This window comes from Streptococcus sp. 1171_SSPC (assembly GCF_001069335.1).
Taxonomy (GTDB): domain Bacteria; phylum Bacillota; class Bacilli; order Lactobacillales; family Streptococcaceae; genus Streptococcus; species Streptococcus xiaochunlingii.
The window spans coordinates 1-17,099 of the sequence record NZ_JWAK01000009.1 but is presented as its reverse complement, the minus strand read 5'-3'; the positions used below and the strand labels follow the sequence as shown (position 1 = coordinate 17,099).

The window sequence follows — 17,099 nt, the reverse complement described above, 5'->3', positions numbered from 1 at the left end:
AATTCTAACCAATTACCGATTTCTGTCCCACTCTCTTTTTTATTTCAACTCTTTGATAATCTTCTTGGCATCTTCGTTTGAAATTGCCCCTAATTGAACATGTCCAATCTTTCCTTGGCTATCGATAAAGACTTCCGTAGGGATTGAACGAACTTGATAATTCATAAAGGCAGATCCGTCTGGATTGTACAAAACAGGCACTGATTGATAATCTTGTTGGGCAAACCATTTAACGAACTCTTCTTCTGTTTTTTCACCTTGCATTCCTGGTGCCATAACGGTAAGAATCTCAAAGTCCCGGTCCTTCTCTTCAACTAATTTATTGAGTTCAGGCATGCTTTGGCGACAAGGACCACACCAAGTCGCCCAGAATTTCAAGTAAACCTTTTTACCTCTGTAGTCTGAAAGTTTAACTGTGTTCCCCTTCATATCCTTTAGCTCGAAGTCACTCGCTTCTTTTCCTACTAAAGGATGTTTACTAGCGGTTGTATTGGTCATTGATTGATTATCCATGGATTGATTATCCATGGATTGATTGTTCATGCCACTTTCGGACTGATTCATAGAGCAAGCAGTCAGGATGGATAGAGAAAGAAGCGAAAAACAGGCGTATTTAATAACTTTCATAATGAGTAAACCTCCATTTGATTTATGAAAAGATAGCAGACAAGCTATTCAATTGTCCCAAAAGTAACAAAATCCCCATAATAATGATGATCAAGCCACCAATCTTCTTTAGTAACAAGAGATGGGGTTTTAGACGATTAAAGTATGGGAGAACGATCCCAGATGCTAGAGCTAGAAGTAAGAATGGAATAGCCATCCCTAATGTATAAATGAAAAGGTAAACGGCTCCCATAAGGGCATCTTGGCCATTGGATGCTGCTAAGGCAAGTACAGAGCCAAGAACAGGACCAATACATGGCGTCCATCCAAAGCTAAAACCAAGTCCAAGGAGAAAAGCTGAAAATAATTCATTCTTGTGCTTGTTTGCCCCGAAATCCATTGTCTTCTGTTTCTCTAGGAAATTAAAATGAAAGACTTCCATCTGATGAAGACCTAGGATAATGATCAACGCTCCCATCAGGTAACGGAACCAGTTGGTGTACATGATCTGACCAAGCAAACCTGCCCCAAAACCAATGAGGAGGAAAATAACAGAAATCCCTGCGATAAAACACAAGGTCTTTACAATCCCATGCCAGCGAATCTTTTTCCCAAAAATCTGAACTGATTTTTCCTGATCGCTTCCTAGCAAGACGCCGATATATACCGGAAGCAATGGAAAGACACAGGGAGAGAAAAAGGAGAGAATGCCTGCCAGAAAGACCGTAAAGGAGAAAACAATTTGATTCATAAAACACTCCGTATATTGATATGCTACAACTAGTATAACACTCCAACAGCTAAATTAAAAATTTCTGCTACGCTTTGATTATTAAATATTCATTTAGAAACTAGTTTCAAAACCAAACAAAAACTCCAAAGAACATAACTTTGGAGTTCAATTGACTATCTATTCCTCTTCTGCACTTTGTTTATTTGGCAAGAAAAGCGAAAGGACAATACCAACTACTGCTGGTAGTAACCATGGGAGGGATTGAGCAGCAAACGGCAAGTGCTTAATGATGTTTGCTAGTCCTGCAAGTTTAAAGGTACTTGCCAGAACATCTGCAATCGCAATCAAGCTAACTAGGAACATAGTCAGCTGCATTCCTGGTTTTGATAGTTGAGTAAATTTATTTACAATCACAATCAACACAATAGTAATGGTGATTGGATAGAGGATCATCAAAACTGGCAATGAATAGGCAATAATGGCACTCAAACCAAGATTGGCAATGGAGAATCCAATCAAGGTAAAGAGAGTCGCATAGACCTTGTAAGAAATTTTAGGGAAGGTTTTATGGAAGAATTCCCCTGTCGATACGATCAAACCGGCTGTTGTTGTGAAACAAGTCACCGTCACCATACCTGCAAGGAAGATTTGAGCAACTGGGCCAAAGATAGCCTTGGTAGCTTCTGAGAGGACATAAACACCCTTATTGGCATCAGAAGCCATCACTTCTGCTGGAATTGGGAAGTGATTTCCAAGATAACCCAATCCAATATACAAAATACTAAAGCCAATGGCTACAACGATGCCAACAATCCAGATCGTTTTAATGTATTCTTTCTTGCTGGTGAAACCAAGTTGATTAAGAGTAGTCACTGCGATGACGCTAAAGGCTACTGAAGCAAGAGCATCCAAGGTGTTATACCCTTCAAGGAAACCTTGACCAAAGGCAGATGCTTGGTAGGCTTCTGTTGCCACTTGAGGCGCGTGTCCGCTGTACTTGAGAGCACCAAGAACAACGAGGACAACGATCAAGATAGCAAAGACAGGTGTTAAAATCCGACCAATACTATCTAGGATTTTAGAAGGATACAAGGCAATCAAATAGGCCAAACAGAAATAAATCAAGGTAAACATAAAGAGACTCAGTCTACCACTTGATTGTCCTAACAGTGGAGCGATCCCAACCTCGTAGGAAACAGTAGCCGTTCTTGGAATAGCAAAGAATGGACCAATAGACAGATACAAGGCTACCAGATAAACGATGGCAAACCAAGGAGCAATTTTTCGTGAAATCTCATGAATATACCCTTTAGGATTGAGTGTCCCAATAATCAAGGTGATAATCGCAATCCCTACTCCTGATAAGACAAATCCAGCAATAGCTGGCCAAAAATGGCTACCCGACTGGGCACCTAGCGCAGGTGGAAAGATCAAATTCCCTGCACCGAAGAAAATACCAAATAACAGCAAACCTGTTAAGGAACCTTTTCGTAACATGTGTTCTCCTTTACATTTTTCAATCTTTTCTAGTATAACAGCTTTTATCCGCCACGGCAATTCTTTTTATCTGGATTTATTACTTTTCTCAAGTGACAGTTGAGGTTTCAACAATACGGAACGATTGTGAAGTTAATGAGCACCTTTTAGTTAATTATGTTACAATTGAGCTACTACTACATCTAGGAGTCATCATGTTTCTAAATATATTCTGGTTGGTTCCAGCTACCATTTTTTTATTTTTCTTTTTGAATGACCGCAGAAGACTGATCAATGCTTACCTCTTTTCAATAAGCTTCGGCCTTTTCCTCCTGATTTCTGCCCTACTACTAGTTGTTCGTACGGAGCTATGGTTTAACCAACAGATTGCTATCATTGTTTTTTCAGTACTTGCTATCCTTGTTTTACTCAGTATTATTTTCTCAACTGTTTTTCTTCTTTTTAACGGCCGTCAAATGATGTCTTTTGAAGGCAAAAAGTTGGCAAACCTCCTCTCACTCCTATATGGGATCTTTATTATCGGCACCTTGGCGCTTCATTTCCTTCCTTATTTCCCAGGGAAAGATCTCTTGATTTATCCAACAGACTTTGCCCTCTTTTACTCGACCTTTCTTTATCTCTCTTATGTCTTTTATGGGACCTTTTGTAATTTTTTCCCCATCCGTAAGGAACCGGATGTTATCATCGTCCTTGGCTCAGGTTTGATTGGGGATAAAGTCCCACCACTTCTAGCCCAGCGTCTAACTAAAGCAAAGACTATCTATGAGCAATTCGAGGGGCGACCAAAACTGATTGTTTCTGGTGGACAAGGTGCTGATGAGTTAACCTCAGAGGCGGAAGCTATGGCAAGCTACCTGATGGAACAGGGTGTACCACAGGAAGACATTTTGATTGAGGATCGTTCTCGAACGACTTTTGAGAATCTGACATTTAGTAAGGCTATTCTTGAAGATCATGGACTAGGAAAGAGTGTCCTTGTGGTGACCAATTCCTTTCACGCTCTTCGGGCTGGTGTCTTTATGAGACGATTAAAAATCCCTGGACGCAGTGCCGGTTCAAAAACAGCTTTTTATTATCTCCCATCGGCTTGGATCCGAGAAACAGTTGGGCTAGTTTCTCTCTATTGGAAATGGCATGCTGCTTTCTTAGCTTTTCTGTTTCTGCCTTGGTTCTTTTCACAAATTATGAGACTGATTGAGTTCATTATTCAACATCTAAACTAAAAACCATGGGGTATCCCATGGTTTTCTTGTCTAATGATCACTAAAGCGTCTGTATTCAATACGGAAATCAAAGTAATTCTCTGCTTGCAGTTTATGGAAGATGTCCCGATAAGCCTCTTCATCAAATTGATCGCCTCGATAAAGAATCTCAAAACTCAGATCATCGTATTCTAAAAAGGCATTGGCTGTTTTAAAGCCGTTCCGCAAATAGAAGTCCATCCGAGCCCGTCGTTGTTCTATATTATCACATTCTTCATCCAATCGTTCAACTTCTAACAACATGGTCCGTTGGTAAAACTCGACTAATTTTTCAATAATTTCTTGACCATAGCCGTGGCTTCGTAAGTGTGGCATAATGGCAAAGAAGCTGACGTAAAAGGCCTTGGCATTTGAAATAGCAAAGGCAAACCCGACAAATTCTTCCTCATTATAAAAAGCAAAAAAATGAGCATCATCATTGTCCGTATAGCGTAAAAACTCCGATAAAGGAATCCGTTCCTCTTCAGGGAATGCCTCGGTATTCAACCGCTCGACCTTATCTAGATCTGGGAACGTTTCAGTGATTAATTGGCTGGTTAAGCTCATAAAGCCTCCATTTCTGCTACGATTATAGCAAATTTCGCATACGCTTTCAAGAAACCTGATTTATATTTAAATCACAGTCTTCTCAAAAACAAAAAGAGCAATTGCTCCTTTTGTTTTACGCGCTAGTCTCTTCTTTTTTGGAGAATTGGCTCATGTACAAGTCGTAATAGAATCCTTTTGCAGCCAAGAGGGACTCATGATTTCCTTGCTCTATGATTTGCCCCTCTTTAAGGACTAAAATCTTATCTGCTTCTTGGATAGTAGACAAGCGGTGGGCAATGACAAAGCTAGTCCGCCCCTTCATCAAGTTCTTCATAGCCTTTTGAATCAAGAGTTCCAGACGCGTATCCACTGAGGATGTCGCTTCATCTAAAATCAAAATTTTAGGATCAGCTAGAAGGGCACGCGCAATAGTCAACAACTGCTTCTGTCCCAAAGAGATATTACTAGACTCTTGGTTCATCTCCATATTGTAGCCCCCCGGAAGCGTCCGGATAAAGTGGTCTACATTGGCAGCTTTGGCAGCAGCGACAATCTCTTCGTCTGTTGCATCCAAGTTCCCAAAGCGCAGGTTTTCTTTAATGGTCCCTTCATAAAGCCAAGCATCCTGAAGAACCATCCCAAACTGCTTGCGATAATCTTGGCGAGATAGGTCACGGATATCATGCCCATCTACCGTAATAGCCCCCTTGGTCACGTTATAGAAACGCATCAGCAGATTGATGAGCGTGGTTTTTCCTGCACCTGTCGGTCCGACAATGGCCACCATCTCACCTGGATTGACCTCTAGATTAAAGTCGCGGATCAATGGTTTATCTTCCACATATTGAAAGTCCACATGGTTAAAGCTAACCTGTCCAGTCAATTCCTTGTCCAGAGCTTCATTTTTACCAAGTACTTCATCTGGTTCATCAAGTACTTGGAAGACCCGATCCAGTGAAGATTTGGCACTTTGTAAGGTTCCAGCCAACTGGCTCAAATTTTGAATAGGCTGATTAATCTGCCAGACATACTGGACAAAAGCCTGCATGTTCCCAACTGTCAGACGACCGGCAAGAACTTGAATGGCTCCGATAACTGCGACCAAAAGATAGGTCAAATCAGAGATTGCATTCAGAATAGGCATCATCAGTCCAGAAATAAAATTCGCTTTAAATCCAACTTGCTGCAGACGACGGGTAATGTCACGGAAGTCTTCTTGCGATGATTCTTCTCGTACATAGAGTTTTAAGACGTTGAAACCACTTAAGTTTTCCTGAACAAAACCATTTAGAGCTCCAAGGACATCAGCCTGCTCCTTAAAGTAAGGCTGGGATTTCTTCATAATCAACTGGGCACCGAAGAAGGTGATCGGGATAGAAGCAATCACGATTAACCCCAAAGTAAGGTTGAGATAGAGTACCATAGCGATGACCAAGGTTAGTGTGAAAATGGCATTCACAATTTGAAGGAAGGACTGCTGCAAGGCATTAGAAACAGTTTCGACATCGCTGGTAAAGCGACCAAGAAGATCTCCGAATTGGTGCTGATCAAAATAAGAAACAGGGATGCGATTGATTTTTTCAGATAGGTCATTACGCATATCCTCGATCATACTTTGGACGGCATTGGTCATGAAATAGTTGGAATAATAAGATCCAAGCTCATACAAAACTCCCCGGAAGAGATAGACAATCATGACCCAGCCAACATAGCCAGCATTAATCTCAGCTCCCGCTACTCCTCTAGACATCTCTGTCAGGTTGGCAGTCAATTCTGTAATAGCAAGTCCAAGAATATAGGGCTCAATGACACTCATAACCACACTCAGAATCTTTAGGAGTGTAGCGAAAATAACGGTAAAACGATAAGCTCTTAGATAGCCCCAAAGACGTACAAAACTGGAACGTTTTTCTTTCATTTTCTCCCCCTCCTATTCTTCTGTCAATGATTGGTTATTCAACTGAGAGCGAGCAATCTCACTGTAGATTTCATTGGTTGCCAGGAGTTCCTCGTGGGTTCCACGACCGACGATTTCTCCATGATCCAAGACGATGATTTGATCCGCATCCATGATGGTCCCAATCCGCTGGGCTACAATCAAGACGGTCGCATCTCCTGTTACTTCCTTGAGACGTTTTCTCAGTGTAGCATCTGTCTTGTAGTCAAGAGCCGAGAAGGAATCATCAAAGATATAGATATCCGGCTCTTTAACAACTGCACGCGCAATGGATAAACGTTGTTTCTGTCCACCAGAAAGGTTGCTTCCCCCTTCTGCTAAATGAGTGTCAAACTGCTCTTCCTTGCTTTCGATAAACTCTTTAGCTTGGGCCACATCTGCTGCCTTGTCTAGCTCCTCAATGCTGGCATCTTCTTTTCCGTAACGAAGGTTTTCGGCAATAGTCCCCGTGAAGAGTAAGGCCTTCTGTGGGATGAATCCAATCTTATGGCGCAAGGCTTTAACATTAAAATCACGCACATCTACACCATCCACTAAGATTTTCCCTAAGGTCACATCATAGAATCGAGGAATGAGCTGGACCAGAGAGGATTTCCCAGAGCCGGTCGATCCAATAAAAGCAATGGTCTCCCCCGGCTTAGCTTTAAAGGAAATATTATGAAGGACTGGACTCTCTGTCTCACCAGGATAGGCGAAGGTAACATTGTCAAATTCTAGATAGCCCTTGGTTTCTGTCTCAGTAACCCCATTTTCATTTGGATCAATAGAAATCGGCATGCCCATGATTTCTTTCAAACGATGACTGGAGACAGCTGTCCGTGGATACATGGTAAAGAGATTAGCTAGGAATAGGAAAGAAAGCAAGGCATGGAAACTGTATTCGATAAAGGCGACAAGATTCCCGATTTCTAAACTTCCATCCCCTAGAGGATCCAAGGCGAACCATACAATAGCTACAATCATGGCGATGATGATTTGGACAAAGAGCGGCTCCGTCAAGCCGGTCAATTTAAAGAGTCTATTGGAGTTGTCCGCATAGATTGCATTGGCTTGGCCAAATTTTTCTTCTTGGAATTCCTCACGCGCAAAAGCACGAATCACCCGAAGTCCCGTAAGGTTTTCGCGAGCATATTGATTGAGCTTATCCAAGGTTTCCTGCTGCTTCTCTGACAAAGGTTTGGTCTTGATAGCTACATACCAGACGACCACAGCCAAAAATGGCATCGAAATCGCCACAATCCAGGCAAGAGATGGACTCGTCTGTAAAATTAACAGAATACTGGACAGCATCATGATAGGAGTGATGACGCCAAGCTTCAACATCTGGTCAGAAAACTGCATCAAGACGAAGGCATCAGACGTCATCCGCGTTACCAAGGAAGAAACCCCAATCTTCTCATACTCATGGTGGGAATATTCCTGAAGCTTCTCATAAAGGTCATTGCGCATATCCATGACCATGGTGGTAGTAATCTTCCCAACCGCATAGGCTAGAACGATTCGCCCGAGAATCCCTACGATGATCACACCAAACATAACCCAGGCCCAAAAATAAACCCGCTCCATATCTCTCGGATTGATCCCCTCATCAATCATACGAGCTAGAACAGTTGGCAAACCGAGATTGACAATCACAAAAAAGATGGCTGCTGTAACATTCAAACACAACCATTTTGGATATTTTCTCAAATAGGACCAAATATATCCCATACCTTTCTCCTCCCTATACAATAAAAAAGCACCCTTAAGTACTTTTTAAGCTATTTTAGAAAGCACGTTGCCTCCTTCAATTCATCCCTATTATATCAGATACCCCCTAGGCTAGCAAGGAAAAGAGCTAATGAAAATAAAGAATAAAAAAGAGGATAACCTCAATTATCCCCTTTAGAAATGATTATTTTTGACGTTTAAATTTTGCATCTTTGAAGAAAGCAAATGTTTCGCTATCGTTAGACTTAAATTTACTCAAGTCCAAAGTTAAAACATCCTCGTCAATCTTATACTTGACTTTATCATTACCACCTTCTTCTGACTCAAGAGTTTTGCTACCTTGATCAGCTTTTAGGCCAAATGATTTCTTTCTATTATTTCCTAGGGCATTCATTTCAACAGTCAATTTGGCTTTTTTATCTTTAATTTCGATCGTCATTGATAATGCAATTTGACCAGCGACTTTCTCAAGCTCCTCATCAGTAGCTCCTTGCTCTTTAAGGATGCTTTCTATTTTCTCCTTATCAGCTTTATAGACATATTTCCCATTATCGCTAGTTGTAGAACCACAAGCTACAAGGAAAATCGCACCAACTGCCAATAAAGCAGCAAAGACAAGACGTTTAAAGTATTTCATCAGAAATCTCCTTTTTTGTTTATAGGAACTATTTTATCAAAAAAATAGAAGTCTAACAACATAATAAATTAGTAAGAACTTGATAAGAATTGTAAATATGTTGATTGACAGAGATTAAATATAAAGTAGTATGATTTCAGAAAATAGACAATCATTTAATGATCAAAAATTTCTGATTCCTATTTTGTGTTTAATAGTTTCATTCAGTTAAAAAGCTGCTAATATCAACTTCGGACTTAAATTCAATCGACAACAGCTTTCTAATCCTGAAAAATTTAGATAAAATCCTACTGTAGACAAAGTACAGAATTAATCTGTAAAAAATAAAGACTTAAACTCAAAAATGTACACAAAAAAACCGAGATCTAAACCTCGGTTTGCATTTTGATTGGAAACTCTATTATTTAAGAGTAACTGAAGCTCCAGCTTCTTCCAATTTAGCTTTGATTTCTTCAGCTTCAGCTGTAGCAACACCTTCTTTAACAAGTGCAGGTGCTCCATCAACAAGTTCTTTAGCTTCTTTAAGACCAAGACCAGTGATTTCACGTACAACTTTGATAACGCCGACTTTCTTGTCGCCTGCAGATGTCAATTCAACGTCGAATGAATCTTTAGCAGCACCTGCGTCAGCAGCACCAGCTGCAGCAACAGCTACAGGAGCAGCTGCAGTTACACCAAATTCTTCTTCGATAGCTTTTACAAGGTCGTTCAATTCAAGGATTGAAGCTTCTTTAATTTCAGCAATAATGTTTTCAATGTTCAATGCCATTGTTATTTCCTCCAAATAAGTTTTTATATTTTATGTTTTTATTTTTTGTAGCTAGGCTATGCTGCGTAGCTTAAGATTAAGCTGCGTCTTCTTTGTTGTCTGCAACCGCTTTGACTGCAAGAGCAACGTTGCGCACTGGCGCTTGAAGTACAGAAAGGAGCATAGAAAGAAGTCCTTCGCGGTTTGGAAGAGTTGCAAGAGCAAGAATCTCTTCTTTAGATGCGACAGCGCCTTCGATTGCACCACCTTTGATTTCAAGTGCGTCAGCGTTTTTAGAAAAGTCGTTCAAGATTTTCGCTGGTGCGATAACATCTTCGTTAGAAAATGCTACTGCAGATGGTCCAACAAATACTGATGCCAATTCTTCAAGACCAGCTTTTTCAGCTGCACGACGTAAGATTGAGTTTTTGATCACTTTGTACTCAACTTCGCTTCCACGAAGCTCACGACGAAGAACTGTATCTTGTTCTACTGTCAAACCACGAGCGTCCACAACGACGATTGATGCAGCAGCTTTCATTTTCTCAGCTACTACGTCAACTAGTTCCGCTTTCTTAGCAATAATTGCTTCACTCATTAGTGTGTTCACCTCCGTAATTATTTTGCTTGGGGAATTTTTCCAAAAGAAAAACGCGCCCAAACCTAGACACGAAAGTACAATACGCTTCTTTTACATGATACGTTTTGTCCTCGGTAGGATCTTTATGAGTCAAGCTCCCCTACTGTCTTAGGCAGTTTTTTCAAACCGTTATTTAGTGTATCACATAAAAAAAAAGAATGCAAGTATTTTTGCAAACTTTTTTTAAAAATAGTTAATCTTTATAGATAGTCTTGGTACGATTGAGCCATGCATAGGCCAAGCCCATGATCACTCCTCCACCTACCCAGTTACCTACAAAAGTGACAGCATAATGACGAAGCACATTGAAGAACTCTAAGTGAGGCAAATCTTTCGAAATCGAGTTAAAAGTAGCTAATGAGAAAGAAGCAAAGTTTGCCGCGATGTGTTCATTCGTAAGGAAAACAAACATATAAATAGCTGACAAAGCCATCAGAACTTTCGCTGTTTCATCTTTAAAGAAAAGGTAGGACAAGATAGCTATATTAACAAAGATGTTGGCAACAACCCCTTCAAAGAAGACCAATTGATTAGAACGTTGCAACTTCATCTCTACAACCGAACCAAGGAAGCCTTTTGGATTCAGATTTGCAAAAGCACTTGTCTGACTGAAGAGAAATGCGAGGAACAAGGCACCAACTAAATTAAAGAATGTACAATATAGTAGAATTTCTAAAGCTTTCTTCCAATTTATCTTCTTAAGATAAACTCCAGCTGTCAGGTACATCATATTTGAAGTCGTTAGTTCACTATTTAAGAAGAGTAAATAAACCAATCCCCAAGCAAAAATAAATGGAAACAAGAAACGACCGGAACCTGGCAAGAAGGTATTGAGCAAATCTGCTCCCACAATCCCAACTGCTGTACTCATTGTGAGAAATGCACCCGCAAACATAGAGCGAACAGCATAACGAGCCTTAGAAGCTGTATATAGTTCTTCCTTCTTTTGACATGCTGCCTCTACTTTAAGAACAAAATTTGATTCTCCCATCTGAATCTCCTTATATATTGAATTTGTGAACTTCTTCATTATATCATAGATAGAACCTCCTGAAAAGGTTTTCAGAAAAATAATATAAAAAATACTGTTTTCAATGAAAAATGATATAAAACGATTTAAAACGACTAAAAGAAAAAACAGACCTTAATGGCCTGTTTATCGTTCAATTTAATTCATATCTTACAAGAAACGATTTGCCCATGCGATATCCAAGTTCAAGATTTCTTGAGTTGTATATTGTTGGCGATATGGGTTGTAGACCGTACCTTCATAACCTCCATATACACTTGGTGAATCATACTGAGTCAAATTGTAAGTTTCGATGATATGGTTCAATTTTGCATAGTAACTTGTATCAGTAGCATAGACACCCGTTAAAGCAGATGTAGCATCCTGATAGCTACTTGTATTGCTCTTCCAAGCTCCTGCAAAATGACCTTGTTTCAAAACAGCAACATAGTCTTGCAATGATTCATAGTAGCTAGGGTATGAACGGAAAGCATCGTTGATGGTATAGGCATTTCCATTACCGTCATCTTCCCACGTCTGCATCACAGCTGATTGACCAGCATAACTACCTTTAATACCAAAAAGGTTGTAGTGAGGATAAGATGACAAACCAGATTGACCAGCTCCACTTTCTAAGATGGCTTGAGCAATCATAACAGAAGCATAAAGATCATTTTCTTGAGCAAGCTGACGAGCAGATTCACCGATTTGTGAGATAAAAGTTTCTGTTGGATCTGCGTATTGAGTATAAGCACCATCATTAGCATCAACATTCCCTACATGCTCACTCATAGCTGCCGCTACTGTTCCTGCAGCTACTAGAGCCACTAAGGATCCAATTAATTTCGATTTATTTAGTATTTTTTTCAATGTGATAATCTCCTAATGTTTTAATGAAAACTCTTTAAGATGATTATAGCACAGAAAAGCATTAAATTGTTGAGCTCAATATTACATTTTAATTACAATATCGAGATAAATCAAATAAAGAAATAATAGGTTAGTAATAATACGATTTATTCCGAAAAGCTATAGTCAAAAATTGCATCCCAAGCTTCTTCTACTCCCGTCTTATTAACGGATGAGAAGATGATAAAGGTATCTGTTTTATCAAAATCCAATTTCTTCTTGATCATAGATTCATGCTTGTTCCATTTTCCTCTTGGAATTTTATCGGCTTTGGTTGCAACCAAGATAACTGGAATCTCGTAATATTTTAAAAACTCGTACATTTGGACATCATCAGCTGAGGGTTCATGACGAAGATCAACCAGGCTGACAACAGCTCTTAAATTCTCTCTTGATGTCAGATATTCTTCGATCATCTTTCCCCATTTCTCACGTTCTTTTTTAGAGACACGAGCATATCCATAGCCAGGTACATCGACAAAGCGTAATTTATCATCGATATTGAAGAAGTTTAATAACTGTGTTTTCCCTGGTTTTCCAGACGTACGGGCCAAATTCTTGCGATTTAGCATGGTATTAATAAAAGAAGACTTGCCGACATTTGATCGACCGGCAAGTGCAACTTCTGGGATATCATCTTGAGGATAATGGCTTTTATTGGTAGCGCTCAAGAGAATATCCGCATTATGAGTATTTACTTTCATAGAATTTCTTTCTAGGCAGTTTCTAAAATTGGTTTTTCAGTTCCGTTAACTGCTTCTTTGGTGATTCGAACCAATTTGACATCTTCTTGACTTGGAACTTCAAACATCACATCCAACATAGTTTCTTCGATGATGGAGCGTAATCCACGAGCACCTGTTTTGCGTTCAATAGCTTTGCTTGCAATTTCTTCAAGTGCTTCGTCATCAAATTCCAATTCTACGTCGTCAAAGGATAAGAGAGCTTGGTATTGTTTCACCAAGGCGTTTTTTGGTTCTTTCAAAATACGAACCAAGTCATCCACTGTCAATTGCTCTAATGCAGCAAGAACTGGAAGCCGACCGATTAACTCAGGGATAATACCGAATTTTTGGATATCTTCTGCAATGATTTCTTGCATATAAGAGCTTGATTCATCGATGGCTTTGTTGTTTTGACCAAATCCAATGATCTTCTCACCTAAACGTTGCTTCACGATTTCTTCAATCCCATCAAAGGCTCCACCGACGATGAAGAGGATGTTCTTGGTATCGACTTGGATCATTTCTTGTTGTGGGTGCTTGCGTCCGCCTTGAGGTGGCACGCTGGCTACAGTTCCTTCGATAATCTTCAAGAGGGCTTGTTGTACCCCTTCACCAGATACATCACGGGTGATAGAGACGTTCTCACTCTTCTTAGCAATCTTATCGATTTCATCAACATAGATGATGCCACGTTCTGCACGTTCAATATTGAAGTCAGCAGCTTGCAAGAGCTTAAGAAGAATGTTTTCAACGTCTTCTCCGACGTAACCCGCTTCTGTCAAGGCTGTCGCATCCGCAATGGCAAATGGAACATTCAAGCTCTTAGCAAGAGTTTGAGCCAAGAAAGTTTTTCCTGAACCTGTAGGCCCCACCATCAAAATGTTTGATTTTTGGAGATCTACATCATTGTCTTCTTCACGATTTTCGTGGAAGTTAATTCGTTTGTAGTGATTATAGACAGCTACTGCTAGCGCTCGTTTGGCACGATCCTGACCGATGACATAGTGGTTGAGGATATTGAGGAGTTCGATTGGTTTTGGAACTTCTGAAAGATCTGACAAGACTTCCTCAGCAAGTTCTTCTCGAATGATTTCTTGAGCTAACTCAACACATTCATTACAGATAAAGGCATTGTTCCCAGCGATAATCTTCTGTACTTCGTCTTGGTTTTTCCCGCAGAAGGAACAATAAACCATCATATCGTTTGATTGATTTGTAGGCATTTTCTTCTCCCGATTCTAAAGTCTGTTTGTAATTTATCTAAATAAAGTCATATAAAAGGCGTGAATAGAATTCACAAGATTAGTAAAGGCATTTAGCAAAAATAGAATGGCTAATCCATAGCGCTTTTTCCGAAAGGTCTGGGAAGCACATACTAGGCAAATCACGCATAAAACAGCTGTAAAAAAGCCAAAAATACTACGTTCCATGAACTAGTCTTCCTTTCTTTCAAAATGTCTAATGGTAAAGTCGTAAGGGTTTTTTTCATCTTTTTCGATTGTCCGCTCGTCTAGTAAACGAAACTGATCCCACTGGAAGTCTTCTGGGAAGTAAGTATCTCCTTCCAATTCGGCATCGATGACGGTTTGATAGAGCTCCTCTAGATAAGGCTCGAAAAGGCGAATGACCTTCTCACCACCGATAATAAAGAGCGACAAATCCTGATCCTTATACCAGTTTAAAACGTCTTCAACTGAGGTTTTTAATAAAACTTTTTCATTCTCTACATCATATTTGTCATCTCTAGAGAGAATGATATTGGTCCGATTTGGGAGGACGCGTTTGTTTAAACCTTCGTAGGTAACTCTTCCCATGAGAATCGCATGGCCTGTAGTCGTTTGTTTAAAGTGCTGCAATTCAGCTGGCAAATGCCAAGGCATCACCTGGTCCTTGCCGATTACCCCATTCTTTGTCTGAGCCCAAATACCAATTACTTTCTTACTCATTTTTACATCCTTTACACTGATACTTCTATTTTATCAAATTTTTCAAGAAAAGACTGTTTCCAACTATTGCTTCCTTGAGCAAAACTTCCTATTTTTTCCGTCAAAAAAACCGCGATTTCTCGCGGTTTTAATGAGGCAAATCCTAGATCTTAGTCTTCTTTTTTGCGTTTAGCAAGTCCAAATAATGAGAGACCTGTTAAAGCACTTAGAAGAGCAAGACCTGTTTTAGAAGTTTCCTCAGTACCAGTTTCAGGAAGAACTGCTGTTTCATCAGAAGGATTGATGAATTTAATTTCCTTAGTTTCTGGAACTGGTTTTGGATCTGGTGTTGGAACTGGATCCGGAGTAGGTGCCGGGGTTGGAACCGGTGTTGGAGTTGGGGTTGGTGTAGGAACCGGATCTGGTGTTGGCACTTTCTCATAAACGTGCTCTGTATCACCATTTGGAAGTTTCTTAGTCTCTACGAAGCGGTAGCCTGGAATATCTCTCTTAGGAGTTTCACCATCCTCGATTGGATAACCAGGAATCTCGTTACCTTCCTTATCCTTGTGACTTGTCTTCACTTTTTCGTAGACATGTTCTGTGTCGCCGTTTGGAAGTTTCTTAGTCTCTACAAAGCGGTAGCCTGGAATCTCTTTCTTAGGTTGTTCATTGTCCTCAGTTGGATATCCCGGAATTGCTTTACCTTCTTTGTCTACAAATGTAGTAACAGGAAGTACAGTTGGTGTGTACGTTGCAGAAGCTTTTGTTCCATTCATATCTTCACGGACAACAGTTACAGATGGTGCTTTTCCAGTAAATTCTGGTTCAGGTTTAAAGGTTACAGTTCCGTCAGGAGCTACTGTATACGTACCAACACCTGGAATTGTCTTCGTTGTTGAACCATCGTCAAATGTAGCCGGAACGGCATCGTTCATTGGAACAATTGGATCACCTTCCTTGAAGTTTGGCTTACCAGATTGTTCTTGACCTTTAGGGCCAATAGTTGTGGCTGGTTCACCTGTTGGTGTTACTGGAGTTACAGTTGGTGTGTATTTAGCTGTTACTGGTGTACCGTTCTTATCTACACGTTTAACAGTCACGCCTGTTCCTGTTCCTGTGAATGATTTTTCTGGTACGAAAGTGACTGTTCCATCTGGGGCTACTGTGTAAGTACCTTCTCCTGGAATTGTCTTCGTTGTTGAGCCATCTTCGAATGTAGCTGGCGTATCATCATCCATTGGAATGTTTGGATTGCCTTCTGTAAACTTAGGCTTACCTGTTTGGGTTTGACCTTGTTTATCTGTTGAAGTTACATCCTCTGCTGTTGGAACAACTGGAGTAATCTTAGGTGTGTATGTTGTTTCAGCTGGGGTACCGTTGGCATCCTTAGCTTGAACCTTAACTGAAACGACATCACCTGAATAGGTCTTATCTGTTGGGGTGAAGGTTACAACACCTGTTGCTTTATCAACTGTGAATGTACCGATAACCTTGCCGTCTGGTGACTTAGCATCTACTGAAGCTGCTGGTTGACCATTTTCGTCAAGAAGGGTAATGGTATTCTTGTCGATTGGCGCAACTGGATCACCTTCTGTGAAGGTTACTGTTCCAGTTTGAACTACACCTTGAGGAGCTACTGATTCAGCAGGTGACGCTGTTGGTGTTACTGGTGTTACGGTTGGTGTGTATTTACCTGTTACTGGTGTACCATTCTTATCCACACGCTTAACTGTTACACCTGTTCCTGTTCCTGTGAATGACTTCTCTGGCACGAAGGTTACACTTCCATCTGGGGCTACTGTGTAAGTACCCTCACCTGGAATTGTCTTCGTTGTTGAACCTTCTTCGAATGTAGCTGGTGTATCATCATCCATTGGAACTACTGGATCACCTTCTATAAACTTAGGCTTACCTGTTTGTGTTTGGCCCTGTTTATCAATTGAAGTCACTTCTTCAGCTGTTGGTGTTACCGGTGTTACGGTTGGTGTGTATTTAGCTGTAACTGGTGTACCATTCTTATCTACACGCTTAACTGTTACACCTGTTCCTGTTCCGATGAATGATTTTTCTGGTACAAAGGTTACACTTCCATCTGGGGCTACTGTGTAAGTACCTTCACCTGGAATTGTCTTCGTTGTTGAGCCATCTTCGAATGTAGCTGGCGTATCATCATCCATTGGAATGTTTGGATTGCCTTCTGTAAACTTAGG

General features: G+C 40.4%; 16 protein-coding genes and 1 other annotated feature. Of the genes, 1 reads left to right on the top strand and 15 read right to left on the bottom strand.

Annotated features, from left to right (window positions below; all coding sequences use genetic code 11):
• Window positions 1-39 precede the first annotated feature (39 nt).
• The 3 genes from ADF75_RS00890 to brnQ form a co-directional block, all read right to left on the bottom strand.
• Complete coding sequence (locus ADF75_RS00890) at window positions 40-627, bottom strand: TlpA family protein disulfide reductase (protein WP_048788800.1); 588 nt, start codon at window positions 625-627, stop codon at window positions 40-42.
• A gap of 22 nt (window positions 628-649) precedes the next feature.
• The gene (gene ccdA2, locus ADF75_RS00885) at window positions 650-1,357 is read right to left on the bottom strand and encodes a thiol-disulfide oxidoreductase-associated membrane protein CcdA2 (protein WP_006596323.1); all 708 of its coding nucleotides are present in this window, start codon (window positions 1,355-1,357) and stop codon (window positions 650-652) included.
• A 159-nt stretch (window positions 1,358-1,516) separates the two neighbouring features.
• Complete coding sequence (gene brnQ, locus ADF75_RS00880) at window positions 1,517-2,836, bottom strand: branched-chain amino acid transport system II carrier protein (RefSeq protein ID WP_048788799.1); 1,320 nt, start codon at window positions 2,834-2,836, stop codon at window positions 1,517-1,519.
• 194 nt (window positions 2,837-3,030) lie between these two features.
• Between brnQ and ADF75_RS00875 the strand changes: the two genes are divergently transcribed.
• A complete protein-coding gene (locus ADF75_RS00875) occupies window positions 3,031-4,059 on the top strand; it encodes a YdcF family protein (RefSeq protein WP_048788798.1) in 1,029 nt (342 codons plus the stop codon).
• 30 nt (window positions 4,060-4,089) lie between these two features.
• On the opposite strand, the gene ADF75_RS00870 is transcribed toward ADF75_RS00875, so the two are convergent.
• The 12 genes from ADF75_RS00870 to ADF75_RS00810 all read right to left on the bottom strand — a co-directional run.
• Window positions 4,090-4,644, bottom strand: a complete 555-nt coding sequence (locus ADF75_RS00870; protein WP_048788797.1) for a GNAT family N-acetyltransferase — start codon at window positions 4,642-4,644, stop codon at window positions 4,090-4,092.
• 115 nt (window positions 4,645-4,759) lie between these two features.
• The gene (locus tag ADF75_RS00865) at window positions 4,760-6,544 is read right to left on the bottom strand and encodes an ABC transporter ATP-binding protein (RefSeq protein WP_048788796.1); all 1,785 of its coding nucleotides are present in this window, start codon (window positions 6,542-6,544) and stop codon (window positions 4,760-4,762) included.
• A 12-nt stretch (window positions 6,545-6,556) separates the two neighbouring features.
• Window positions 6,557-8,293 carry an ABC transporter ATP-binding protein gene (locus ADF75_RS00860; protein ID WP_048788795.1) on the bottom strand — a complete coding sequence of 579 codons (1,737 nt, stop codon included), beginning with the start codon at window positions 8,291-8,293 and terminating at the stop codon, window positions 6,557-6,559.
• A gap of 184 nt (window positions 8,294-8,477) precedes the next feature.
• Window positions 8,478-8,930, bottom strand: a complete 453-nt coding sequence (locus tag ADF75_RS00855) for a hypothetical protein (RefSeq protein WP_048788794.1) — start codon at window positions 8,928-8,930, stop codon at window positions 8,478-8,480.
• Between the two features lie 400 nt (window positions 8,931-9,330).
• Window positions 9,331-9,699 carry a 50S ribosomal protein L7/L12 gene (gene rplL, locus ADF75_RS00850; protein ID WP_001196965.1) on the bottom strand — a complete coding sequence of 123 codons (369 nt, stop codon included), beginning with the start codon at window positions 9,697-9,699 and terminating at the stop codon, window positions 9,331-9,333.
• A gap of 76 nt (window positions 9,700-9,775) precedes the next feature.
• Window positions 9,776-10,276, bottom strand: a complete 501-nt coding sequence (gene rplJ / locus ADF75_RS00845; RefSeq protein WP_048788793.1) for a 50S ribosomal protein L10 — start codon at window positions 10,274-10,276, stop codon at window positions 9,776-9,778.
• Between the two features lie 38 nt (window positions 10,277-10,314).
• Window positions 10,315-10,449 (bottom strand) — a sequence feature (ribosomal protein L10 leader region).
• Window positions 10,450-10,511: 62 nt separating this feature from the next.
• Window positions 10,512-11,309 carry a formate/nitrite transporter family protein gene (locus tag ADF75_RS00840; protein ID WP_048788792.1) on the bottom strand — a complete coding sequence of 266 codons (798 nt, stop codon included), beginning with the start codon at window positions 11,307-11,309 and terminating at the stop codon, window positions 10,512-10,514.
• Window positions 11,310-11,498: 189 nt separating this feature from the next.
• On the bottom strand, window positions 11,499-12,197 hold the full coding sequence (locus ADF75_RS00835; RefSeq protein ID WP_048788791.1) for a glucosaminidase domain-containing protein: 699 nt from the start codon (window positions 12,195-12,197) through the stop codon (window positions 11,499-11,501).
• Window positions 12,198-12,343: 146 nt separating this feature from the next.
• Complete coding sequence (gene yihA, locus ADF75_RS00830; RefSeq protein ID WP_048788790.1) at window positions 12,344-12,940, bottom strand: ribosome biogenesis GTP-binding protein YihA/YsxC; 597 nt, start codon at window positions 12,938-12,940, stop codon at window positions 12,344-12,346.
• 11 nt (window positions 12,941-12,951) lie between these two features.
• Window positions 12,952-14,184, bottom strand: a complete 1,233-nt coding sequence (clpX, locus tag ADF75_RS00825; RefSeq protein WP_048788789.1) for an ATP-dependent Clp protease ATP-binding subunit ClpX — start codon at window positions 14,182-14,184, stop codon at window positions 12,952-12,954.
• A 210-nt stretch (window positions 14,185-14,394) separates the two neighbouring features.
• Window positions 14,395-14,907 (bottom strand): dihydrofolate reductase, encoded by a 513-nt coding sequence (locus ADF75_RS00815; RefSeq protein ID WP_048788787.1) that lies wholly within the window; start codon window positions 14,905-14,907, stop codon window positions 14,395-14,397.
• A gap of 149 nt (window positions 14,908-15,056) precedes the next feature.
• A partial coding sequence (locus tag ADF75_RS00810) for an LPXTG cell wall anchor domain-containing protein (protein WP_048788786.1) occupies window positions 15,057-17,099 on the bottom strand: 2,043 nt, incomplete at its 5' end.